23 protein-coding genes are annotated in these 23,185 nt (G+C 69.7%); 18 read left to right on the forward strand and 5 right to left on the reverse strand.

Going from position 1 to position 23,185, the window contains the following annotated elements:
• The first annotated feature begins 119 nt into the window (after positions 1-119).
• From guaB to ACW178_RS07820, 6 genes are all read left to right on the forward strand, one after another.
• Complete coding sequence (gene guaB, locus ACW178_RS07795) at positions 120-1,577, forward strand: IMP dehydrogenase (protein ID WP_191558078.1); 1,458 nt, start codon at positions 120-122, stop codon at positions 1,575-1,577.
• 4 nt (positions 1,578-1,581) lie between these two features.
• Complete coding sequence (locus ACW178_RS07800; RefSeq protein WP_287106560.1) at positions 1,582-1,983, forward strand: MAPEG family protein; 402 nt, start codon at positions 1,582-1,584, stop codon at positions 1,981-1,983.
• 1 nt (position 1,984) lies between these two features.
• Positions 1,985-3,286 carry an RsmB/NOP family class I SAM-dependent RNA methyltransferase gene (locus ACW178_RS07805; protein ID WP_492024445.1) on the forward strand — a complete coding sequence of 434 codons (1,302 nt, stop codon included), beginning with the start codon at positions 1,985-1,987 and terminating at the stop codon, positions 3,284-3,286.
• A complete protein-coding gene (locus ACW178_RS07810) occupies positions 3,286-3,990 on the forward strand; it encodes a 5'-methylthioadenosine/S-adenosylhomocysteine nucleosidase (protein WP_224762129.1) in 705 nt (234 codons plus the stop codon). Before ACW178_RS07805 ends, ACW178_RS07810 begins: the two co-directional genes overlap by 1 nt.
• Positions 3,987-5,549, forward strand: a complete 1,563-nt coding sequence (gene guaA, locus ACW178_RS07815) for a glutamine-hydrolyzing GMP synthase (RefSeq protein WP_054765246.1) — start codon at positions 3,987-3,989, stop codon at positions 5,547-5,549. Before ACW178_RS07810 ends, guaA begins: the two co-directional genes overlap by 4 nt.
• Positions 5,550-5,839: 290 nt before the next feature.
• Positions 5,840-7,093: a tyrosine-type recombinase/integrase gene (locus ACW178_RS07820; RefSeq protein ID WP_191558081.1), complete on the forward strand. Its 1,254-nt coding sequence runs from the start codon at positions 5,840-5,842 to the stop codon at positions 7,091-7,093.
• On the opposite strand, the gene ACW178_RS07825 is transcribed toward ACW178_RS07820, so the two are convergent.
• Entirely contained in the window at positions 7,050-7,340 is a 291-nt protein-coding gene (locus ACW178_RS07825) for a helix-turn-helix transcriptional regulator (RefSeq protein WP_492024446.1), read from the reverse strand. The two genes, ACW178_RS07820 and ACW178_RS07825, sit on opposite strands and share 44 nt — an antisense overlap.
• Before the next feature lie 137 nt (positions 7,341-7,477).
• Here ACW178_RS07825 and ACW178_RS07830 point away from each other — a divergent pair, with 137 nt between their 5' ends.
• From ACW178_RS07830 to arsH, 5 genes are read left to right on the forward strand one after another with little or no spacing between them, the layout of a single operon-like run.
• Positions 7,478-7,813: an ArsR/SmtB family transcription factor gene (locus tag ACW178_RS07830; RefSeq protein ID WP_184272722.1), complete on the forward strand. Its 336-nt coding sequence runs from the start codon at positions 7,478-7,480 to the stop codon at positions 7,811-7,813.
• A 7-nt stretch (positions 7,814-7,820) separates the two neighbouring features.
• The gene (gene arsC / locus ACW178_RS07835) at positions 7,821-8,246 is read left to right on the forward strand and encodes an arsenate reductase (glutaredoxin) (RefSeq protein WP_184272725.1); all 426 of its coding nucleotides are present in this window, start codon (positions 7,821-7,823) and stop codon (positions 8,244-8,246) included.
• Entirely contained in the window at positions 8,243-9,331 is a 1,089-nt protein-coding gene (arsB, locus tag ACW178_RS07840) for an ACR3 family arsenite efflux transporter (RefSeq protein ID WP_184272728.1), read from the forward strand. Before arsC ends, arsB begins: the two co-directional genes overlap by 4 nt.
• Positions 9,331-9,750, forward strand: a complete 420-nt coding sequence (locus ACW178_RS07845; protein ID WP_184272733.1) for a GNAT family N-acetyltransferase — start codon at positions 9,331-9,333, stop codon at positions 9,748-9,750. Before arsB ends, ACW178_RS07845 begins: the two co-directional genes overlap by 1 nt.
• Positions 9,747-10,502: an arsenical resistance protein ArsH gene (gene arsH, locus ACW178_RS07850; RefSeq protein ID WP_184272753.1), complete on the forward strand. Its 756-nt coding sequence runs from the start codon at positions 9,747-9,749 to the stop codon at positions 10,500-10,502. Before ACW178_RS07845 ends, arsH begins: the two co-directional genes overlap by 4 nt.
• Before the next feature lie 187 nt (positions 10,503-10,689).
• Here arsH and ACW178_RS07855 read toward each other — a convergent pair whose 3' ends face one another.
• From ACW178_RS07855 to ACW178_RS07870, 4 genes are all read right to left on the reverse strand, one after another.
• Positions 10,690-11,799: a Fic family protein gene (locus ACW178_RS07855; RefSeq protein ID WP_492024447.1), complete on the reverse strand. Its 1,110-nt coding sequence runs from the start codon at positions 11,797-11,799 to the stop codon at positions 10,690-10,692.
• A 246-nt stretch (positions 11,800-12,045) separates the two neighbouring features.
• Positions 12,046-13,977 (reverse strand): FTR1 family protein, encoded by a 1,932-nt coding sequence (locus ACW178_RS07860; protein WP_492024448.1) that lies wholly within the window; start codon positions 13,975-13,977, stop codon positions 12,046-12,048.
• Between the two features lie 56 nt (positions 13,978-14,033).
• Entirely contained in the window at positions 14,034-14,468 is a 435-nt protein-coding gene (locus tag ACW178_RS07865; protein ID WP_184272764.1) for a MerR family transcriptional regulator, read from the reverse strand.
• A gap of 49 nt (positions 14,469-14,517) precedes the next feature.
• The gene (locus ACW178_RS07870) at positions 14,518-15,063 is read right to left on the reverse strand and encodes an MAPEG family protein (protein ID WP_184272767.1); all 546 of its coding nucleotides are present in this window, start codon (positions 15,061-15,063) and stop codon (positions 14,518-14,520) included.
• Positions 15,064-15,219: 156 nt separating this feature from the next.
• Between ACW178_RS07870 and ACW178_RS07875 the strand changes: the two genes are divergently transcribed.
• From ACW178_RS07875 to ACW178_RS07905, 7 genes are all read left to right on the forward strand, one after another.
• A complete protein-coding gene (locus ACW178_RS07875; protein ID WP_184272770.1) occupies positions 15,220-15,870 on the forward strand; it encodes a cation efflux transmembrane domain-containing protein in 651 nt (216 codons plus the stop codon).
• On the forward strand, positions 15,867-16,517 hold the full coding sequence (locus tag ACW178_RS07880; RefSeq protein WP_191558084.1) for a class I SAM-dependent methyltransferase: 651 nt from the start codon (positions 15,867-15,869) through the stop codon (positions 16,515-16,517). Before ACW178_RS07875 ends, ACW178_RS07880 begins: the two co-directional genes overlap by 4 nt.
• Before the next feature lie 68 nt (positions 16,518-16,585).
• Complete coding sequence (locus ACW178_RS07885) at positions 16,586-16,921, forward strand: hypothetical protein (protein ID WP_184272777.1); 336 nt, start codon at positions 16,586-16,588, stop codon at positions 16,919-16,921.
• 51 nt (positions 16,922-16,972) lie between these two features.
• The gene (locus ACW178_RS07890; RefSeq protein WP_224762132.1) at positions 16,973-18,229 is read left to right on the forward strand and encodes a TolC family protein; all 1,257 of its coding nucleotides are present in this window, start codon (positions 16,973-16,975) and stop codon (positions 18,227-18,229) included.
• The gene (locus ACW178_RS07895; protein ID WP_191558086.1) at positions 18,226-19,383 is read left to right on the forward strand and encodes an efflux RND transporter periplasmic adaptor subunit; all 1,158 of its coding nucleotides are present in this window, start codon (positions 18,226-18,228) and stop codon (positions 19,381-19,383) included. Before ACW178_RS07890 ends, ACW178_RS07895 begins: the two co-directional genes overlap by 4 nt.
• A complete protein-coding gene (locus ACW178_RS07900; protein ID WP_184272786.1) occupies positions 19,383-22,550 on the forward strand; it encodes an efflux RND transporter permease subunit in 3,168 nt (1,055 codons plus the stop codon). Before ACW178_RS07895 ends, ACW178_RS07900 begins: the two co-directional genes overlap by 1 nt.
• Positions 22,547-23,140: a cation efflux transmembrane domain-containing protein gene (locus tag ACW178_RS07905; protein ID WP_224762133.1), complete on the forward strand. Its 594-nt coding sequence runs from the start codon at positions 22,547-22,549 to the stop codon at positions 23,138-23,140. The genes ACW178_RS07900 and ACW178_RS07905 overlap by 4 nt, the downstream gene beginning before the upstream one ends.
• The last annotated feature ends 45 nt before the right edge of the window (positions 23,141-23,185 follow it).

Here is a 23,185-nt window from a genome sequence, read left to right on the forward strand (position 1 = left end):
AATGGTCATTGGGGCGCTGGGTTGCAAACCAATAAAATCTATCGGGTCCATAAGCCGCAAGACCCTTGCCGTAGCCCCCCGCACCCCGTTATACGCGGCCCGCAAAACGGAGACTCCCCATGGAGATACGCGAAGGACTGACCTTCGACGATGTTTTGCTGGAACCCGGTCCGTCCGAGTTCATGCCGGCGATGGTCGACGTCTCGACCCAGCTGACGCGCGACATCAAACTGAACATACCGCTGCTGTCGTCCGCCATGGACACGGTGACGGAAAGCCGCCTGGCCATCGCCATGGCCCAGTCCGGCGGCCTGGGCGTGCTTCACCGCAACATGACGATCGAGGAGCAGGCTGATCAGGTCCGCGCCGTGAAACGCTATGAGAGCGGCATGGTGGTCAATCCGGTGACGGTGAGCCCCGCGACGACCCTGGGCGAGGTGCGCGAGATCGTCGAACGCAAGAAGATCACCGGCTTTCCGGTGGTCGATCCCAAGTCGGGCAAGCTGGTCGGCATGCTGACTCACCGGGACATGCGCTTCGAAAGCGATCCGAACGTCACGGCCGCCTCTCTGATGACCACCGGCGACCTGATCACGGTGCGCGAGGGCGCCAGCCGCGAGGAGGCGCGCGAACTGCTGCGCACCCGCAAGATCGAGCGGGTCATCGTGGTGGACGAGGATTATCGGGCCGTCGGTCTGATCACGATGAAGGACATCGAGAAGGCCCAGGCCTTCCCCAACGCCGCCAAGGACGAGCAGGGACGCCTGCTGGTCGGCGCCGCCTCGACGGTCGGCGACGCCGGCTTCGAGCGGGCCATGGCCCTTGCTGAAGCCGGATGCGACGTCGTCGTGATCGACACCGCCCACGGCCACTCGGCCTCAGTCGCGGCGGTGGTCGAACGGATCAAGCGCGAGAACAACCGGCTGCAGATCATCGCCGGAAACGTCGCGACCTATGACGCGACGCGGGCCCTGATCGACGCGGGCGCCGATGCGGTGAAGGTCGGGATCGGTCCCGGCTCCATCTGCACCACCCGCATCGTCGCGGGCGTGGGCGTGCCCCAGCTGACGGCCGTGATGGACGCCGCGCGGGCGGCCAAGGGATCGGGCGCCTCGGTGATCGCCGACGGCGGCATCAAGTACTCGGGCGACCTGGCCAAAGCCATCGCAGCCGGCGCGAACGTCGCCATGATGGGCTCGATGTTCGCCGGCACCGACGAGAGCCCCGGCGAGGTCTTCCTGTACCAGGGCCGGTCCTACAAGTCGTACCGCGGCATGGGTTCGGTGGGCGCCATGGCGCGCGGCTCGGCCGACCGCTATTTCCAGAAGGAAGTCTCGTCCGAGAAGCTGGTGCCCGAGGGCATCGAGGGCCAGACGCCGTACAAGGGGCCTATCGGTCCGGTCCTGCATCAGCTCGTCGGGGGGCTGCGCGCCTCCATGGGCTATGTCGGCGCCGGCACGATCCCGGACTTCCAGGACCGCGCCCGCTTCATGCGCATCACCGGCGCCGGCCTGCGGGAAAGCCACGTCCACGACGTGATGATCACGCGCGAGGCGCCGAACTACAGACAGGGATAAGGCCATGACGACCGAACTGACCTATCTGGCCCTGACGCTGATCCTGGCCCTGGTCCACATCCTGGCGCCGGCCCTGGGGCGGACGGCGCAGTTCGGTCTGGCCTGGAACGCCGGCGCACGCGATACGCCGGTCGGGCCGTCCCGCCCAGTGGTGGGGCGTCTGGAGCGGGCGCAGTCGAACCTGTTCGAGACCCTGCCCCTGTTCATCGGCGCGGAGCTGATCGCCCATGTGGTCGAGGCCTCCGGACCCCTGACGCTGTGGGGGACGACCCTCTATTTCTGGGGTCGCGTCGTCTATTTGCCGCTCTACGCCCTTGGCGTTCCCTATATCCGGTCGCTGGTCTGGCTGGTCTCGATCGTGGGACTGGTCATGGTGCTGGCGTCGCTGTTTCTTCTGAAAGCCTAGATTGACCCCAGCCGCCCGTCTCGCCGCCGCCGCCTCCGTCCTGGACGCCATCGCCCAGGGCCGCCAGCCGGCGGAAACCGTCCTGAAAGCCTGGGGGGCCGCCAACCGATACGCCGGGTCCAAGGACCGGCGCGCCATCGCCGACCGCGTCTACAAGGTGCTGCGGGCGCGCGGCCGCCTGTCCTGGATCATGGGCGGGCGTGAGGACGGCCGGGCCCTGGTGATCGGGTCTCTGCACGCCATCGACGGCCTGCCGCTGGAAGAGATCGAGGCCCTGCATGCGGGCGACGGCTACGGGCCGCGCCCCCTGTCGAAACAGGAGCGCTCCCGGATCACGGCGGGGGAGGGCGAACTTCCCGGCTGGGTCGCCGCCGGCCTTCCCGAGTTCGTGGTTGAGGATTTCAAAGCGATCTTCGGCGAGCGTTGGGCCGAAGAAGCCCATGCCCTAATGGCGCCGCGCGCGCCGATCGACCTGCGGGTCAATGACGCGGCGGCCACGGTGGACGCGGTCGAGGCCGAGCTGCGTGACGCCGGTCTGGCGGTCTCGCGCACCCCCTGGTCGGCCCTGGGTCTGCGTCTGCCGTCCGAGCCGCCGCCCAACATCCAGGCGCTGGAGGGGTTCAAGTCCGGCAAGTTCGAGATCCAGGACGAGGGCAGTCAGGTCGTCTGCTGGCTGGCCGGGGCGCAACCCGGCGCGACGGTTGTGGACTATTGCGCAGGCGGCGGCGGCAAGACCCTGGGTCTGGCCCAGGCCATGAAGGGGCAGGGGAGATTGACGGCGTCCGACGTGGTCAACAAGCGGCTGGAGAATATCCGCCCCCGCCTGCAACGCGCGGGCGTCGAGGCTGAACTGGTGCTGATCGGTCAGAACGGCGGGGGGCTGGAGGCGCTGAACGGCCAGGCCGATCTGGTCTTCGTCGACGCCCCCTGTTCGGGCTCGGGCACCTGGCGGCGTCGGCCCGAGGACGCCTGGCGTCTGACGGCGGACGAGGTCGAGAAACTGCACGCCGTTCAGGTCCGTATCCTGAGCCAGGCGACCAAGCTGGTGAAACCGGGCGGGCGTCTGGTCTATGTCACCTGTTCGATGCTGGCGCGCGAGAACGAGGCCAGCGCCGACGCTTTCGAGGCCGCCCATCCCGAGTTCAAACCGGTCCCGGTCGCCGACCTGCTGGGCGCGCCGCAACTGACCGACGCCGCCCGGACCAGGTTCGCTGAACTGGCGTCCGGCGCGCGGCTGCGGCTGTCGCCGGCCTCGGCCGACACCGACGGCTTCTTCGCCGCCGTCTATCAGCGGGCCGCTTGATGGGGATGGGGCCGGTTCGGCACGGCGAGGTTTCGGTCCTCTATGTCATGGCTGCGCCCGCCGAATACGGCGACTGTCTGCGCGCCCGCATCCAGCCCCTGATGACCGGCGTCGGCCCGGTGGAGGCTGCCGTGACCCTGACCGCCGCCTTGGCCCGGCTGGAGGCGGCGGGCAATCCGCCCGACCTGATCGTGTCCCTGGGGTCGTGCGGCTCGCGGGTGTTGGAGCACGCCTGCGTCTATCAGGCTTCTTCGGTCGCCTATCGCGACATGGACGCCAGCCCTCTCGGCTTTCCCAAGGGGGTGACCCCGCTGCTGAACCAGCCTGCGGTCCTGCCCCTGCCGTGCCCCGTCCCGGGCCTGCCGACCGCCACCCTGTCGACCGGTGCGAACGTCGTCTCCGGCGCCGCCTATGACGCCATCGACGCCGAGATGGTGGATATGGAGACCTGGGCCCTGGTCCGTGCGGCCCAGACCTTCGGCCTGCCCCTGATCGCCCTGCGCGGCGTGTCGGACGGTCGGACCGAACTGAAGGCGCTCGAGGACTGGACCTCCACCCTTTGCCATGTCGACGAGAACCTGGCCGCCGCCCTGGACCGTCTGATCGCCGTGCTGGAGGCCGACGGCCTCGCCGCGCTTGAAATTCCGGCCTTACACGGCCAAGACCCCGCGCAACCTCCCGCCCCGGATTCGATCACGCCATGACCACGCCGCACGACCACCGATCAGTCCTCATCGTCGATTTCGGCAGCCAGGTGACCCAGTTGATCGCCCGCCGCCTGCGCGAGGCCAGCGTCTATTGCGAGATTCACCCGTTCCAGAAGGCGGAACAGGCCTTGGCGGCGATGAAGCCTGCCGCCGTCATCCTTTCGGGCGGGCCCGAGAGCGTCCACGAAGAGGGCAGCCCCCGCGCGCCCCAGGCCGTGTTCGAGGCCGGGGTGCCGGTCCTGGGCATCTGCTACGGCGAGATGACCCTGTGCGAACAGCTGGGCGGCAAGGTCGAGGGCGGCCATACGCGCGAGTTCGGCCGCGCCGCCATCACGGTTCAGAAGGATTCTCCCCTGCTGGCCGGCCTGGCTCCGGTGGGCGAGGATGAGGAAGTCTGGATGAGCCACGGCGACAAGATCGTCGCCATCCCCGAGGGCTTCGACGTGGTGGCCTCGTCCGAGGGCTCCCCCTATGCGGTGATCGCCGACGAGACGCGGCGCTTCTACGGCGTGCAGTTCCACCCGGAAGTGATGCACACCCCGCGCGGCCACCAGATGCTGAAGAACTTCACCCACGGCATTGCGGGGCTGAAGGGCGACTGGACCATGGCCGCCTATCGCGACGAGAAGATCGCCCAGATCCGCGAACAGGTCGGCGACGCCAAGGTGATCTGCGGCCTGTCCGGCGGCGTCGACAGTTCCGTCGCCGCCGTGCTGATCCACGAGGCCATCGGCGACCAGCTGACCTGCGTCTTCGTCGACACCGGCCTGCTGCGCAAGGACGAGGCGAAACAGGTCACCACCCTGTTCCGCGAACACTACAACATCCCGCTGATCCACGTTGACGCGTCGAAAGAATTCCTGGGCGAGCTGGCCGGGATTTCCGACCCGGAAACCAAGCGCAAGACCATCGGCCGCCTGTTCATCGAAGTGTTCGACCGCGAGTCCGCCAAGATCGAGGGCGCCGAATTCCTGGCCCAGGGCACCCTCTATCCCGACGTGATCGAGAGCGTCTCCTCGTCCAGCGGCAAGGCCCACGTCATCAAGAGCCACCACAATGTCGGCGGCCTGCCCGACTATATGAAGCTGAAACTGGTCGAACCCCTGCGCGAACTGTTCAAGGACGAGGTCCGGGCGCTCGGCCGCGAACTGGGCCTGAGCGACGCTTTCGTGGGCCGCCATCCCTTCCCCGGACCGGGCCTGGCCATCCGCATCCCCGGCGAGATCACGCCCGAGGCCGTCGAGACCCTGCAACAGGCCGACGCCATCTATCTGGAGGAGATCCGCAAGGCGGGTCTGTACGACCAGATCTGGCAGGCCTTCGCGGTTCTGCTGCCGGTCAAGACCGTCGGCGTCATGGGCGACGCGCGAACCTATGAAAAGGTGCTGGCCCTCCGAGCCGTCTCCTCCACCGACGGCATGACCGCCGACTTCTACCAGTTCCCCTGGGACGTCCTGGCCAAGACCGCGACGCGGATCATCAACGAGGTCCGCGGCGTGAACCGTGTCGTCTATGACGTGACGTCCAAGCCGCCGGGCACGATCGAGTGGGAATGATTCAGGGCTTTCGAAGTCTTTCGGCGGCGCTTTGAAATATAGCGCTAAATCACTGACTTGCAAGATAAATGCTTTCGCAGCCTCTCGATACCTTTCGAGGGGCTGCTTTCGTTTTTGTCGGTCGCTCCGACGGTCCCGCCGCCATTGCTCGCGGAGACTCCGCTCCATACCGTCATAGGGCCGAGGGCGTCCTGACGGTCTTTTTTCTGAGCCAAGCTGCGGATTTGGCTGAGGAAAAAGATCCCGAAAGGTCCCGAAAACGCCTGACGGTCTTTTGGAGTGAAAACGGCATGCTCACCGACGCTGAATTGCGAAATACACGTGGAAAAACGAAGCCTTACAAAAAGACCGACAGGGACGGTTTGTACGTCCTCGTAACACCGACAGGCGGCATCGCTTTCAAGTACGACTACCGCTTCAACGGGCGGCGCGAGACGGTCACGTTCGGCGCCTACGGCCCGACCGGGCTCTCGCTCGCCAGGGCGCGGGAGAAGCTGGTCGAGGCGAAGCGCCAGATCGCCGAAGGCGTTTCGCCGGCGCTGGACAAGCAGCGGGTCAAGCGCCGGCTGAAGGAGGCCCAGAGGTTCGAGCAGGTGGCGATCCGATGGATGGATCATGCTCCGATGGCGGACAGCACCCGCAACATGCGGCGGTCCATCTTCAACCGGGAAATCCTGCCTCAATGGCGCACCCGCCTGCTGAACGAGATCACCCCCAACGATCTTCGCGCCCACTGCAAGACGATCGTCGAGCGGGGCGCGCCGGCGACGGCCGTGCACGTGCGCGACATCGTCAAACAGATATACGCCTACGCCATCCTGCACGGGGAGAAGATCGACAATCCCGCCGACGGGGTGGGGCCGGCCTCGATCGCCACCTTCCGGCCACGTGACCGGTCGCTGTCGCCAACGGAGATCCGGATCGCGCTGAGCCTGCTGGGGGAGGTGGCGACCCTGCCGACGATCCGCCTCGGCATGAAGTTCATCCTGCTGAGCATGGTTCGCAAGAGTGAGCTGCAGGATGGCGTCTGGGACGAGGTCGACTTCGCCAATGCGGTCTGGTCGATTCCGAAGGAGCGGATGAAGCGGTCGCGGCCGCACAACGTCTATCTCTCGACCCAGATGCTCGACATCCTGATCGCGCTGAAGACCTGCGCCGGAAACTCCCGTTACATCCTGCCCTCGCGCTATGACGCCGACGCGCCGATGTCGCGGGCGACCTTCAACCGGGTGACCTCGGCGATCGCCGAGCGGGCGCGCGAGCGAGACCTGCCGCTGGAGCCCTTCACGGTCCACGACCTGCGGCGCACCGCCTCGACGCTGTTGCACGAGATGGGCTTCAACTCGGACTGGATCGAGAAATGTCTGGCCCACGAGGAGCGGTCGTCCCGCGGCGTCTACAACAAGGCCGAGTTCGAGGCCCAGCGCCGTCACATGGCCCAGGAGTGGTCGAACGCCGTGGACGCCTGGGAGGCCGGGCGGGCGTTCACGCCCGTGCTCGTCATCCCGGAAACGGCCGGTCCTCGCTTCGATCCGCGGCTCTGACCGGTCGGCTGACCCGCTTGCGCACGTCGGGCGGCGGAGCCCTGCGGATCGGCTTGGCCCGGCGAAGCGCGAGCCAGGCCTCGACCTCGGCGAGATCCCAGACCACGCAGCGCGGCGTCAGCAGGAACCGTCTCGGAAACTGGCCGCGCTGCTCCATCTCCCAGATGGTGCTGTCGGCCAGGGGCACCATCTGGCGCAACTGGGGCTTCTTGATCGTACGCTTCAGCGGGGGCTCGGCCTGGGCCATCGAATATCTCCACAGTGTCGTGGGAATCGAAGTCGAAAGACCGCGTCAGGCCTAGCCGCCAACCTCTCGACCGTAGGCTTACTGCGTTGTGCGCGGAGAGGGCTTGCACATATCCATATTTCGACTAATTCGGAACTATGGAAACCGAACCCGCGATCCTGGCGCTCGCCGCCCTGGCGCAATCGACGCGGCTGGAGGCGTTCCGCCTGCTCGTGCGTCACGAACCCGGCGGCTTGCCGGCCGGTGAAATCGCAAACCATCTGGCGATCCCGGCCAACACCCTGTCGTCCCATCTGGGCGTCCTGACCCGCGCGGGGCTGATCCGCTCCGAGCGTCGCAGCCGGTCGATCATCTACCGGGTCGATCTGGACCGGCTTCGCGACCTGGTCCTCTTCCTGCTCAAGGACTGCTGCGGGGGCCGGGCGGACCTGTGTGAGCCTCTGCTGGCTGAACTCGCGCCCTGCTGCCCCTGAGGATCCCGTGGACATCGTCATCTATCACAACCCGGCCTGCGGGACGTCGCGCAACGCGCTTGAACTCGTTCGCCACCTCGGCATCGAGCCGCACGTCGTCGAGTATCTGAAGACCCCGCCGTCGCGCGCCATGGTCGCCTGGCTGGCCGAACGCACCGGCGCGCCGCTGCGAGACCTGTTGCGCGAGAAGGACACGCCCTTCGCCGAACTGGCGCTCGGGAATCCCGACCTGACGGACGATCAGCTTCTGGACGCGATCGAGGCCCATCCGATCCTGCTCAACCGGCCGATCGTCGTCAGTCCCTTGGGCGTCAGGCTCTGCCGGCCGTCCGAAGCCGTGCTTGACCTTCTGCCCGCTGAGGGCCTCAAACCCTTCACCAAGGAGGACGGCGAGGTGGTCATCGACGTCGACGGCCGGCGGGTGGGACGATGATCGATACGCCCGTGTCGGAGGCCGCGCCGCCGCGCCGCCTGTCCTTCCTCGACCGCTGGCTGACGGCGTGGATCTTCGCCGCCATGGGTCTGGGCGTCGCCTTGGGAACCCTGGTTCCCGGCCTTCCCGCCTGGGTCGACAGCCTTTCGGTCGGCGCGACCAACATCCCGATCGCCATCGGTCTGATCCTGATGATGTACCCGCCGCTGGCCAGGGTCCGCTATGAGGCGCTGCCGCGCGTGTTCGCCGACAGGCGCGTGCTGGCCCTGTCCCTGTTCCAGAACTGGGTGCTGGGTCCGGTGCTGATGTTCGTCCTTGCGGTCATCTTCCTGCGCGATCAGCCCGAATACATGACCGGCGTCATCCTGATCGGCCTGGCGCGGTGCATCGCCATGGTGCTGGTCTGGAACCAGCTGGCGCGGGGCGACAACCAGTATGTGGCCGGGCTCGTCGCCTTCAACTCGATCTTCCAGATCCTGTTCTTCAGCCTCTACGCCTGGATCTTCCTGACGGTCCTGCCGCCGCTGTTCGGCCTGCAGGGCAGCGTGGTCGACGTCAGCGTCTGGACCATCGCCGGCGCCGTTCTGATCTACCTCGGCCTGCCGTTCCTGGCCGGCTTCCTGACCCGCCGCAGTCTGATCGCCCGCCGGGGCGCCGACTGGTACGAGCGCCGCTTCCTGCCGCGCATCGGGCCGATCACCCTGGTCGCCCTGCTGTTCACCATCGTGGTCATGTTCAGCCTCAAGGGCGGCGAGGTGGTGGCTCTTCCGCTCGACGCCCTGCGCATCGCCATTCCGCTGACCATCTACTTCCTCGTCATGTTCGTGGTCAGCTTCCTCCTGGGCAGGCTGATCGAGGCCGACTATCCGCGCACCACAGCCCTGGCCTTCACAGCGGCCTCGAACAATTTCGAACTGGCCATCGCGGTGGCCATCGCCGCGTTCGGGCTGACCTCGCCGGTGGCCTTCGCGGCGGTCATCGGGCCGCTGGTCGAGGTGCCGGTGCTGATCCTGCTGGTGTCGGTCGCGCTGTGGATGGGCCGGCGCTGGTTCCCGGACACCGCCCCGCCGGCGGACGTCGTCTGATGATCGGGCTTCACCGCGTCGATGCAAACGATTCCGGTCTGATCGCCGCGCTCAGAACCGAGGGCCTGCCGGACCCCGGCGCCGGCCGCTACTTCCGCGCCGACGACGACAGCGCCCTGGCCGGATACGTCGGCTTGGAAGGGCAGGGGCGGGACCTGCTGCTGCGCTCCCTGGTCGTATCCGCCCACAGGAAGGCGCAAGGCCTCGGAAGCCGCATCCTGACCGCCGCCGAAGCCGTGGCGAGCGACATGGGCGGGGAACGTCTTCACCTGCTCACCACGACGGCCGAGCCCTTCTTCATCCGGCGCGGCTTCGTCGCCGCCGATCGGGAGACCGCGCCCGAAGCGATCCGGCGAACCGGCGAGTTCACGGACATCTGCCCGGCCTCGGCCGCCTATCTCACCAAGGATCTCGGATGACCTTCGCGCGTCTGCGGCCGCTGCCGGATCCGGATCATCTGCCGGCCCTGGACGCGGCTTTTCTGTCGAGCGATCCGGCGGGCGGCCTGGGTCCGCACGACCACCCGCCACGCATTCTTCTCCTGTACGGGTCGCTGCGCGAACGCTCCTACTCGCGGCTCTGCGTCGAGGAAGCGGCCCGCCTGCTGCAGCGCATGGGATGCGAGACCCGCATCTTCGACCCGTCCGACCTGCCCCTGCCGGGCGCGCCCGGCGACGACGACCATCCGGCGGTGCGCGAGTTGCGCGAGCACGCCCTGTGGTCGGAAGGCATGGTCTGGTGCAGCCCGGAGCGGCACGGCCAGGTGTCCGGCCTGATGAAGCTGCAGGTCGACCATCTGCCGTTGAGCCTGGGCGGCATGCGCCCGACCCAAGGCCGGACGCTCGCGGTCATGCAGGTGTCGGGCGGCTCCCAGAGCTTCAACGCCGTCAACACCCTGCGCCTGCTGGGCCGCTGGATGCGGATGATCACCATCCCCAACCAGTCCAGCGTGGCCAAGGCCTTCCAGGAGTTCGACGAGGCGGGGCGGATGAAGCCTTCGGCCTACTATGCGCGCATCGTCGATGTGATGGAGGAACTGGTGCGCTTCACCATCCTTGTCCGGCCCCACGCGTCCCAGCTCGTGGACCGCTATTCCGAGCGCAAGGCGGCCGGAATTCCGGTCGACGCCGCCGCCGATCTCCCGGCTATCGCCATCGCGCGTCAGGCTTGAGGCCGCGTCGGCGGCGGCTTGGGGCGTCGCGCGCTTGGCAAAGGTCGTAAGTCGCCACTTCTGGGGAAATAAGCTGGCGTCTTGGCGTAACTCGCCAGAAGTGGCGAATTGCGATTCACCCTGTTGAGACCCGCTTCTTGAGCGGAGCCGCCCCGCCCAGAGTCCCGCCGGCGCCGTAGGAGGCCGCCTATCCTCGATCGACCAGGGAGTAGCTCGTGCTGCGCCCGCCGCCTTCATCCTTCACGAGGATGCCCCGATCCACCAGATCGTTGATGTCGCGCAAGGCCGTGTCGGGCGAGGACTTCGTCAGCGCCGCCCATTTGGTCGAGGTGAGCTTGCCTTCGAAGCCGTCGAGCAGCCGGTTGATGACCGTGCTCTGGCGCCCGCTCAACGTCTGACCGGCGAGCGCCTCCCAGAAGCGCGCCTTGCGCATCACATGGGTCAGGGTGGCTTCCGCGCCGTCGAATGCGCGATCGAGGCAGCCGAGGAACCAGTCCAGCCAGAGGGTCACGTCCAGCGCGCCTTTCTGGGTCGTCTCCAGGGTCGCGTAGTAGTCCTTGCGCTCCAGCCGGATCTGGGCGGACATGCTGTAGAACCGCTGGGCGCTTTTCTCGGAACGGGCGAGCGCCATGTCGGCGATCGCCCGGGCGATCCGGCCGTTCCCGTCGTCGAACGGGTGGATGGTCACGAACCACAGGTGGGCGATCGCGGCCTTGAGGACCGGATCCGTCCGCGGCTCGTCAGTGAACCAGTCGAGGAACGCGCGCATCTCGTCCTGTAGACGGGCGGCGGGCGGCGCTTCATAGTGCACGCGCTCTCGTCCGAAGGGGCCCGAGACGACCTGCATCGGGCCGGAGTTCTCGTTGCGCCAGGCGCCGACGACGATCTTCGTCATGCCGCTGCGCCCGGTCGGAAACAGGGCGGCGTGCCAGGCGAACAGGCGGTCCTCGGTGAGCGGAGACGCAAAGTTCTGGGTCGCGTCGAGCATCATCTCGACCACGCCGTCGACGTTGCGGTCCGCAGGGGCGAGGGCTCCGATATCCATGCCGAGGCGGCGGGCGATCGAGGATCGCACCTGATCCTTGTCGAGCAGTTCGCCTTCGATTTCGCTGGACTTGAGGACGTCTTCGGTGAGGGTCTCGAGAACCGCTTCAGCGCGCAGGTCGAAGCCGAGCGTATGCATCCGGCCAAGTAGAAGGCCCTGGCGGTGACGGACCGCCGCGAGGCGATCGGCGAGCGCGTCAGCGCGCCAGTCCAGACGCGGCCAGCCTTCGATCTCGTGGATGTACTCCGCCATTCACCGCACTCCTTGCGGAGAATATGGGCGTTATTCGCCGTAAGAGCAAGGCTATTCTCCGCGCATGGTGCGGAGAATAGGGAGCTTAATCTCCGCACACCAAGGCTGGGCTCTCACAGCCATCGGCTGCAGCCCCGCATCTTTGGTATCCGCGGATCGTTCGGGTATCGGCGCCCTCGTGCCCAAGCGGCGCCGATATCCTTGCCGACGGGCCGCAGTCTGAGGGCCGCAGACGGAGACGGCCGCTCAAGAGGCCGGCCGCGCGCCCTTCGGCGTCCCATGCCGAGAGAAGCCGACCACGAGGATGGCGATCGTCAACAGCTGAACGGCGACGCCTTCGACGGTCGGATAGAGGCCGAGGATCTCGATGCGGGGGATCCAGGCCAGGGGGTGGACATCGAGCCAGCCCGCCTCCTGCAGCGCCGCCACCCCCTTGCCGACCAGGACGACCGAGAGGACAGCCATGAGGATCGAGCTCAGGGAGAAGAACCGGCCGATCGGCAGGCGCTTGCTGTAGGCCAGCAGGGCCCAGGCCACCACGGCCAGGATCGCCACCGCCGTCAGGGCGCCGGCCAGCATGCCGACATGGCCGCCCTGGCTCCATATCGCCGCATAAAACCGGATGGTCTCGAACACTTCCCGGTAGACCACCACGAAGGCCAGCAGGAACAGGAACCAGGCCGACCGTTTGGACAGGGCGTGGGAGAGCTTGTCGCGGATATAGGTCTGCCAGGCGTCGGCGTGCGACTTGCCGTGCATCCAGATGCCGACCGAGACGAGCACGACGGCGGCCAGAAGCGAGCCGAAGCCCTCGGTGAGCTCCCGGCTGGCGCCGCTGATGGAGATGAAGAAGGTCGCGGCCGCCCAGGTGGCGCCGCCGGCGACCAGCGCGGCCACCCAGCCGCCGTGGACGTAGCGCAGCACCTCGGGGCGTTCGGCCTTCCTGAGGAAGGCGATCATCGCCACCACGATGAGCAGGGCCTCCAGGCCTTCGCGCAGCAGGATGGTGAAGGCGCCGAGGAAGCTGGCGAGATTGTCCGCCTCCTGGGGCGCGAGGGCCCGCTCGGCCGTGTCCAGCAGGGCGTTCGCACGCGCGACCCGGTCCGCGACCTCCCGGGCGGGCGCGCCCCGGCTGATCGAGACGCGCAGCTCGGTCATAGCGGTCTCGACCCGGCGCATCAGGGCGCTGTCCCGGGCGCCGAGGGCCGGCTCGATCGGCTCGACGCCGTCGAGGTAGGCGGACAGCGCCAGGTCCGTCGCCGCCTTGCGGTTGCCCCGGCGATAGGCCGCCTCGCTCTCCGCCAGGCGCGTCCGCGCCAGGGTCAGCGTCGATCCGGCCGGGCGCGCCGCCGCCTCGGGATGACGCCGCAGATAGGCGGTCAGGGCTCGCGCCCGGGGTTCGCCGAGGCGGGTGGCCAGGTCGGCCGGCGTGGTCTGGGTGAGGGCGGCCAGGTCGGGGAAGGCCGCACGGACCGCGGGATCGCCGTCCCACAGGCGCTTGCCCTCGGCGGCTTCGGCGTCGGTGAAGGCGAAGCGGCCGACATAGAAGGCCAGCGCCCAGCGGTCCTCGGCCGGAAGGTGCGAGAAGCTGGCCATCGCCGTGCCCTCCAGCCCCTGGTCGATCACCTGGTAGAGGCCGAAGACGCTGCGCTGGCGGGCGCGCTCCAGGTCGGCGAAGGCGATCGCCGGCGGGTCGAGCCCCTCGGCGCCCGGGCCGTCGGCGCGACCGGTCGCGCCGTGGCAGACAGCGCACTGCTCGGCATAGAGGGCGGCGCCGCGAGCCAGGTCGGGCGGGAACGAAGGCGCCAGCGGGCTCGGATAGGCCGTCAGCACCGCGCCGGCCAGGGCCTTCGCCCGGGCGCCGACGACGGCCGGATCGGCCTTGTCCCGGATGGCCGCCTGCAGGCCCGCGGCGTCGCGCGCCAGAGCGGCCTTAGCCGGGTTGGCCGGCAGGGCGTCCAAACGCGTCCGGATCTGGGTGCTGAACTCGATCATCTCGCCGTATTCGGCCGGGTTGACGATCTCGCCATCGGCCACAGCGCCGGCGTAGTCGACCGCCACATAGTCGAGCAGCCGCCAGGCCACCTGGGCCTCCGAGGCGGACGGGGCCTGGGCGAGGGCGGGGCCAGCCAGCGCCATGGCGAACAGCAGGGCGAGCAGGTGGAACAGAGGACGCATGGGAAACCTAGTTGTGAGCGGCTCGCATTAGCATTCGCGCCGCGAGACTGTCGCGCTCAAAGCGACGCCGGGTGATCGTGCAGGGCTTCGATCACCTTGCAGGCCGAGACCCGGCCACCGGCGCATTCCGCCGTCATCCGCGAGAGCTCGCCTTGCAGCGCCCTGAGCTGGGCGATCTTCTGCTTCACCTCGGCCAGGTGGCGTTCGGCGATGACGTTCGCCTCGGCGCAGGGCCGGTCCGGGTGATCGGACAGGTCCAGCAGGGAGCGGATCGAGTCCAGGTCGAAGCCCAGCTGGCGTGCATGCCGGATGAAGGACAGGCGGCGCTCCGCCGCGTCGTCATACATGCGCCGGTCGCTGGCGGTGCGCGGCGGCGCGGGAAGCAGGCCGATCTCTTCATAGAAGCGGATTGTCGGAACCTTGACGCCGGTGGCGGCGGCGAGCTTGCCGATCGGGCGCAGGCCCGATGAAGCGGGGGAGGGCTGGGTCATTGTGTCGTCTCGGGTTTGACGGATGGCCGGAGGGCGACCCGGCGCGGGATCATCGGCCGAGCCCCATGAGGACGAGGGCGACGCCGAAGGCGGCGATGGTGGAGGTGCCGGTGAGGGCCATGCCGAACGCTCGGGCGGCCGCGCCCCTGGCGTAACCCAGGGCGAAGAATACCCGGCCGGCCAGATAGAGGGCGACCAGCACCGGCAGCAGGATCATCTCCTCGCCCCGCAGCACGGTGGCGAGGACCAGATGGGCGCCCACCGCCAGGACCGTCTGTTCGAGGGAGTTCTGAAGTACGGCGGCCGGCACGGCCAGCCGGGCGCTGGGCGACCCGTAGGCTGCGCCCGGCCGGTCGGCGTCCGATCGGAACCGGATGCTGGCCACAGCCCTCAGACAGCCGCCGAGCCACAGAAAGACCGGCAGGTCCGCCTTCAGCGCGTAGGCCAGCCGATCGGCCGTCGCCATATCCGGCGTGGCGCCGAGCAGCGCGGGCGGCAGCCATAGCCAGGCGGCGGCGACCGCCGCGGCGCTCAGCGCGATCGCCGCCGCCGAGCGGGCGGCGATCTCTCTCTGTTCGGCGTTCATCGGCCTCATGGTGGGTTCGCTCCGGCTCGGTCCGCATCCTAACTCCTCCAGTCGCTGGAGGATCAAGACCCGTCGGCGAGTCCGGAGGTTCGGCCGCGGGCGCGAATTTCCGCTTGATCCTCCGGCGACTGGAGGATGCATCCTCATGATGACAGGTGGAGAGCCATGACCGAACGTCCCTTATCCTCTGAACCGGCGGCCTCCGGCTGCGGCTGCGGCGCGACCGTGAAGTTCGACGGCGCCACGCCGGCCTATCGGCGCATCCTCATGGCGGTGATCGCCATCAACGGGGCCGCCTTCCTGGCCATCGCCGGCGGCGCGGCCCTGCAGGGCTCGGCCGCCTTGGGGGCCAACGCCCTCGACTTCCTGGCCGACGCCGCCACCTACGGCATCAGCCTGGCCGTGATCGGGCGCACGGTCGCCGTGCGGTCCGGAGCGGCCCTGGTCAAGGGCGCCAGTCTCGCGGCGCTGGCGCTGTTCATCCTCGGCTACGCGATCTGGCGCGCCACCTCCGGGGCGCCGCCGGAAGGGTTCGTCATCACCGGCCTGGGCGCCCTGGGCTTCTTCGCCAACGCCCTGGCCGCGCTCCTGCTGGTCCGCCACCGCGAGGGCGACGCCAATGTCCGCTCGGTCTGGCTGTGCACGCGCAACGACCTGATCCAGAGCGTGGTGGTCGCCGGCACCGGTCTGGCGGTGTGGCTGACCGCCTCCCGCTGGCCGGACCTGATCGCGGGGGCGATCCTGGCGGTGGTCTTCCTGCAGTCGGCCTGGTCGATCCTGAAACAATCGCGCGCCGAGCTGAAGGCCGCGGCGTGACCGCGAGCTTCACCCCCGCGCTCGGCCACGCCGCCCTGAGCGGCCTCTACGATCCCGCCATCGCCCTGTTGACCCGGGAGCGGGCCTGGCGCGCCCGACTGCTCGACCAGGTGGACCCGGAGGCCGGCGAGACGATCATCGACCTCGGCTGCGGGACCGGATCGTTCGCCGTGTCCCTGGCGCGCCGCGCGCCGGACGCGCGCATCATCGGCCTCGATCCCGACGGCGACATCCTCAGCCGGGCGGCGGTGAAGGCGGAAGCCGCCCGCCGGCCGATCCGTTTCGTCCAGGGCTTCGCGCGCGACGTGGCCTCGCTCGTTGGCGAGGGCGTCGCCGACAAGGTGGCGTCCAGCCTCGTCTTCCATCAACTGCCCATGGAGGAGAAGCGTCTCGGCCTGGCGGCGAGTTGGCGGGCGCTGAAGTCCGGCGGGACGCTGCACATCGCCGACTACGGGCGACAGACGGGCGCGATGCGCACCCTGTTCCGCATCGTCCAGTCGCTCGACGGCTACGAGAACACCCAGCCGAACGCCGACGGCGTCCTGCCCGCCCTGATCGCCGGGGCCGGCTTCGTCGGCGTTCGCGAACCTCATGTGCTGCCGACCCTGACGGGCTCGATCACCTTCTATCGCGCGGCGCGGCCATGACGCGGTTACGAACACGGCGGCGCGTGCTACAGGGCCCCATGCGCAAGGGCCTGGCGAGACGAGGACTGATGGCGACGCTTCTGGCGTCGTTCCTGTCGTTCCTCGTCCTGGCGACAGCGGTCGACGCCGCCGCCTGCATCGCCGAGGAGGCGGGCGCGTCCTTTGTCGAAGTGACGGCGACCCAGGTCGCCGCCCCCGCCGGAGACAGGGACAACGCCGACCGGGGCGCCGCCGATCCGCGCGGCTGCACGCACTGCCAGTGCCACCATGGCGGCCTCACGGCGCCGCCGCCCGCGCCCGAGGTCAGCCGCGCCGTCAGCGCGGACGCGACTCACCCCGTTCTTTTCGTGGATCACCGGCCCTCCCGCACGCCCGCGGGACCAGAACGACCGCCCAGAGCCTGACGTTCGCCCGCGCCCCGGCGCGTTCGCCTTCGTCGAAACTCTGGAACCCCGATGATGTCTCTGTCACCTCCCTGTCGGCCGCCGCGCGCGGTCGGCTGCGCCTTCGCCGTCCTGGCTCTGGCGGCCGGCTTTCCGGCTTGGGCCGACCCCGCGCCGGCCTTTGAACAACTGCTGACCCAGGCATTGACCGCGCCCGCCGCGGCCGAAGCCGACGCCGATCTGGCCGCCGCCGAAGGCCGCCTGGCGCAGGCTGGCGTGCGGCCCAATCCCGAACTGGGGCTCGAGGTCGAGAACATCCTCGGTCGGGGTCCCTTCCAGGGGGTGGATGGAGCCGAGACCACCCTGACGGTCTCGCAGGATCTGGAGCTTTGGGGACGTCGCGGCGCCCGTGTCGGTGTGGCTCAATCGGAACGTGAAGCCGCTCGCTGGCGCCGCGACGCCAGCCGGCTGCAAGTCGCCGCCGCGCTCGCGGTCGCCTACGCCGAGGCGGAGGCCGCGCAGCGGCGATACGCCCTGGCTGAAGAGGCGCTCGAACTCGCGGTCGCCGACGCGCGCGCGGCCTTGATCCTCGTCGAGGAGGGCCGGGAGCCGCTGCTGCGCGGCATCCAGGGCGAGAGCGAAGCGGCGGCGGCGCGCGCCGCGCTCGACGAGGCGCGGGCCGAGCGCGACGCGGCCTTCGCCGAGCTGACCGCCCTGGCCGGCGGACAGACGCCGCTCACCTCCGTGGAGAGCTCCCTGCTCGATCGATCGCCCACGGCCTCAGTAGGTCAGGCGGCCGATGCGCCGGCCGTTCTGGCCCTCGTCGCCGAGCGCGGCGCGGCCCAGGGCCGGGTGCGCGTCGAAACGGCGCGCGGCCGACCGGACGTTCGCGCCAGCGTCGGGGTCCGGCGGTTCGAGGCCGAGGACGCCACCGCGCTGACCGCCGGCGTCAGCCTGCAACTGCCGCTGTTCGACCGGAACCGGGGCGGGGTCTTGGCCGCGGAGGCCGAGGTGCGCGCCGCCGAGGCGAGGCTTAGGGGCGCGCGCCTCGACGCCGACGCCGTCTGGCGCGCCGCCGCCGCCCGGCGGGACGCGGCCGCCAGCCGCGTCGTCGCCGCCGACGCCGCCGTGACGGCGGCGACCGAGGCCTACCGCCTGACGCGGATCGGCTTCGAGGCCGGCCGTCTCTCCCAACTGGAACTGCGCAGCACCCGCAGCGGTCTCGTGCAGGCCCGGGACGTCGCCATCGCGGCTCGCCTGATGCGGGCCCGGGCCGAAGCCGAACTCGCGCGCCTCGAAGGCCGCGCCCCCTTTGGAGCTCAACTATGAACACCCGCACCAGGACCGCCGCGGCGGTCGCCGCCCTGATCGTGGCCGTCGGCGCCGGTTACGGCGCCGCCCGGCTGACCGCCGCGCCCGCGGCCGGAACGGCGGCCGAGGGAGAGGAAGGCCATGCCGAAGAGGGCGAAGGCGGCGAACCCGGCGTCGTCACCCTGTCGCCGGCCGAGGCCCAGGCCGCCGGCATCCGCATCGTCTCGGTGCAGTCCGGCGGCGGCGGCGAAACCCACCTCGCCGGACGGGTCGAGGCCGCGCCGGACGCCCAGGCGTCCGTCGGCGCCGCCCTCGGCGGCCGCATTGAACGGCTGCTGGTCGCGCCGGGTTCGGTCGTCCGCGCCGGCCAGCCGATCGCGGTCGTGATCAGCGGGGATGGCGCGACCCTTCGGGCGGAGGCCGACGCCGCGACCGCCGAAGCCCGCGCCGCCTCCGCCGCGCGGACGCGCGACGCCAATCTGTTCGACCAGGGCGTGGTCGCGCGCCAGGACGTCGAAGCGTCGCAGGCGCGCGCCGCCGCCGCCGAGGCCCAGGCCCGCGCCAGCCGGGCCCGGGTCGCCGCCGCTGGAGGCCCCAACGCCAGCGGGCGGGCGACGATCGTCGCCCCGATCGCCGGGGTCGTCACGGCCCTGAGAGTCGGACTAGGCGGCGTCGTCCAGCAGGGCGATCCGGTCGCGACCATCGCCAATCCCAACCGCGTCGAACTGGTCTTCAACGCCCCCGCCGCCCTGGCGGCGACGGTCAGGCCCGGTGCGCGCATCACGGTCCAGGGCGCGGACGGAGCCGAGTATGCGGCCGTGGTCACCGCCGTGGCCCCGGGCGCCGACGCGCAATCCGGATCGACCCTGATCCGCGCCCGGGCCGACGGCGTCGCGCCGCCGCCGGGTTCGGCGGTGAGCGGCTCGATCATCACCGGCGGCGAAAGCGGCATCGCCGTCCCGGCCGAGGCGGTGCAGACCGTCGACGGCGCCAGTGTCGTGTTCGTCGTCACCCCGACGGGCTTCCGGGCCCAGCCGGTGGTTCCGGGCCGGCGGGCCGTCGACCGCATCGAGATCGTTCGCGGCCTGACCGGCTCCGAGCGCATCGCCGGCGCGAACGCCTTCCTGCTGAAGGCCGAGCTCGGCAAGGGCGCCGTGGAGGACCACGACTGATGCTCGACCGGATCATCTCGGGCGCCGTGCGCTATCGCTGGCTCGTCGTGTTGGCCGCGATCGTCCTCGCCGGCTTCGGCGTGCGCGAACTGGTGCGGCTGCCCATCGACGCCGTCCCGGACATCACCAACCGCCAGGTCCAGGTGACCACCGTCGCGCCCGCGCTCGGGCCGGAGGAGGTCGAGCGTCAGGTGACCTTCCCGATGGAGACGGCGCTGGCCGGCCTACCGGGCCTGGTCGAGACCCGGTCGCTGTCGCGGCACGGCTTCTCGCAGATCACCGCCGTCTTCACCGATCGGACCGACATCTATTTCGCGCGCAGCTTGGTGAACGAGCGCATGCAGGCGGCTCGGGACGACCTTCCGGAAGGCGTCCAACCCTCCATGGGGCCGGTGGTCACCGGCCTCGGCGAAGTCTTCATCTTCACCGTCGAGCTGACCGGTCCGGCCGCCCGCACAGGCGCCGTCTACCTCACGCCCGAGGGCGAGCGTCTGACCACCGACGAGGAGAAGGCCACCTATCTGCGCACGGTCCAGGACTGGATCATCGCGCCCCAGCTCAAGACCGTCGAAGGCGTCGCCGGCATCGACGTCCAGGGCGGCTATGTGAAGGAGTACGCGGTCCATCCCGATCCCGCGCGTCTCGCCGCCTATGGCGTGGGCCTTGTGCAACTGGTCGAGGCGCTCGAACACGCCAACCGCATCGCCGGGGCCGGCTATGTCAACCGGGCCGGCGAAGCCTACATCGTCCGGGCCGACGCGCGGATCCGCAGCCTCGAGGAGCTGGCCCAGACCCCGATCCTCAATCGCGGCGGCCAGGTGATCCGGGTCTCCGACGTGGCCATGGTCGAGATCGGCCGCGCGCCGCGCCTCGGCTCGGCCAGCAGCAACGGCCGCGAGACCGTGGTGGGCACGGCCCTGATGCTCCAGGGCGAGAACTCGCGCGCCGTGGCGCATCGCGTCGGCGAGCGGCTGAAGGAGATCGGCGCGAGCCTGCCCCCTGGCGTCGTGGTCAAGCCGGCGCTGGATCGCACCCAACTGGTCGAGGCCACGATCCGCACCGTCGAGCACAACCTCGCCCTCGGCGCCCTGCTGGTTATCGCCGTGCTGTTCTTCGCGCTCGGCAATGTGCGGGCTGCGATCATCACCGCTCTGGTCATCCCGCTCAGCTTCCTGTTCGCCGCTACGGCCATGAACCGCTTCGGGATCAGCGCCAATCTGCTCAGCCTGGGCGCGCTCGACTTCGGCCTGATCGTCGACGGCGCCGTGGTCGTCATCGAAAACACCCTGCGGCGGCTCGCCATGCGGCGCGAGAGCGTCGGCCGCGCCCTGAGCCTGCCCGAACGGCTGGCCGTGGCGGTCGACGCGGCTAAAGAAATGGCGCGGCCGGCCGCCTTCGGCCAGGCCATCATCCTTCTGGTCTATGCGCCGCTGCTGATGTTCGAAGGCGTCGAGGGCAAGATGTTCGGCCCCATGGCCGGCACCGTGATGTTCGCCCTGCTCGGCGCCTTCATCCTGTCCTTCACCTTCGTGCCGGCCATGGCCGCCATCTGGGTGCGGGAGCCCAAGGGGCACGACGACGAGACCCGGCTGAGCCGGGCGGCCAAGGCCCGCTACGAGCCGCTCCTGCGGCGGGTGGTCGACCGCCCGCGTGCCGTCGTCGTCGGGGCGGGACTCGCGCTTCTCGTCGGATTGCTCGCCTTCCTCAGTCTCGGTCGCGAGTTCGTGCCGACGCTCGACGAGGGCGACGTTCTGGTCCAGGCGCTGCGGGTGCCGTCCACCTCGCTCGAACAGAGCCAGGCCATGCAGTTCCAGGTCGAACGAACCCTGCAGGCGATGCCGGAGGTGGAGCAGGTCTTCACCCGGACCGGCACCGCCGAAGTGGCCTCCGATCCCATGCCGCCCTCGATCTCCGACACCTTCGTCATGCTCAAGCCGCGCGACGAGTGGCCGAACCCCTCCCTGGCCAAGGCCGAGCTGGTCGAGCGCATGGAGGAGAACCTGGGTCACCTGCTCGGCAACAACTACGAATTCACCCAGCCGATCCAGATGCGCTTCAACGAGCTGATCGCCGGGGTTCGCTCCGACGTGGCCGTCTCCGTCTATGGCGACGACTTCGCCGCCATGCAGGCCAGCGCGGATCAGGTCGCCGCCGTCCTCCGACGCATCCCCGGCGCGGCCGATGTCCGCGTCGAACAGGTCTCGGGCCAGCCGTCGATCACCGCCGCCGTCGACCGGACCATCGCGGCGGCGCAAGGCGTGCACGCCAGCGACGCGGCCGATGCGTTGGCCATCGCCCTGGGCGGGCGGTCGGCCGGCCACATCCTGGAAGGCGACCGCCGCTTCGATGTCGTCGTCCGCCTGGCCGACGATCTGCGCAACGATCCGGCGGTGATGGCCCAGTTGCCGGTGATGCCGGAAGCGGCCGAACCGGGCGCGTTGACAGTGCCCCTTTCGGCGGTCGCCCGGTTCGAGGTCACCGAGGGCCCCAACCAGATCAGCCGCGAGAACGGCAAGCGGCGCATCGTCGTCCAGGCCAACGTCCGGGGCCGCGATCTCGGCGGCTTCGTCAACGAGGCGCGCGCAGCCGTCGGTCGCGAGGTGCGCCCGCCTGTGTCCGGCTGGTTCGACTGGGGCGGGCAGTTCGAGAACCTCGAACGCGCCAGCGCCCGCCTGGCGATGATCGTGCCTCTGGTCTTCCTGACCATCGGCCTGTTGTTGTTCCTGGCGTTGCGCTCGCTCAAGGACGCGGCCCTGGTCTTCGCCGGCGTGCCCCTGGCCCTGGTCGGCGGGGCGGTGGCGCTCCTGCTGCGCGGCATGCCGTTCTCGATCTCGGCCGCGGTCGGCTTCATCGCCGTCTCGGGGGTCGCGACGCTGAACGGGCTTGTGCTGATGCAGGCCATTCGCCAGCGTTACGAGGAAGGGGCCGCGCCCCTGACGGCGGCCGTCGAGGGGGCCGTCAGTCGCCTCAGGGCCGTTCTGACCACGGCCCTGGTCGCGATGCTGGGCTTCATCCCGATGGCCTTCGCCTTCGGGGCCGGCGCCGAGGTCCAGAAACCGCTGGCCACCGTGGTCATCGGCGGCCTGCTGACCGCCACGCTGCTGACGCTTCTGGTGCTGCCGACCCTGGCCGCGCGCATTCTGGAGAAGAGGGAGGAACCCCTGTGACCGTCAATGGCCGGCATGAGCGCCAGCGGAGGACCCTGCTGGTCGTCCTGATCCTCAACGGCCTGCTGTTCGCCGGGCTCGGTCTCGGCGGCCTGCTGGCGGACTCCAGCGCCTTGCTGGCCAACGCGCTGGACAACGCCTCCGACAGCGTCGTCTATCTGATCAGCTTCCTCGCGGTCGGCCGGGCCCTGACCTGGAAGCGGCGCGCGGCGACGACGTCGGGCGTCCTGCTGCTCATCTTCGCCGTCGGCGTCCTGGTCGACGCCGGCCGGCGGTGGTGGCTGGGGGCCGAGCCGATCGGCGGGACCATGATTGTCTTGGCTGTCGTCGCGGCGGTGGTGAACCTGATCTGTCTGCAACTGCTGCGGCGGCTGGACGGCGACGACGTCAATCTGCGCGCCGCCGAGACCTTCAGTCTCAACGACTTCGCCTCCAACGGCGGCATCATCGTCGCGGGCGGACTGGTGCTGTGGCTGGACCAGTCCTGGCCGGACCTGGTGGTCGGCGTCATCGTCGCCGGGATCGCCGCCAGGGGCGGCCTGGAGATTCTGGAGGACGCCCGCAAGGCACAGGCGGAGGCCGCCGACTAGCGGTCGAGGGGCGTATCGATCCGACGGCATGGCGGCGTGCGGGCG

Source organism: Brevundimonas sp. AVps4, from assembly GCF_058681525.1.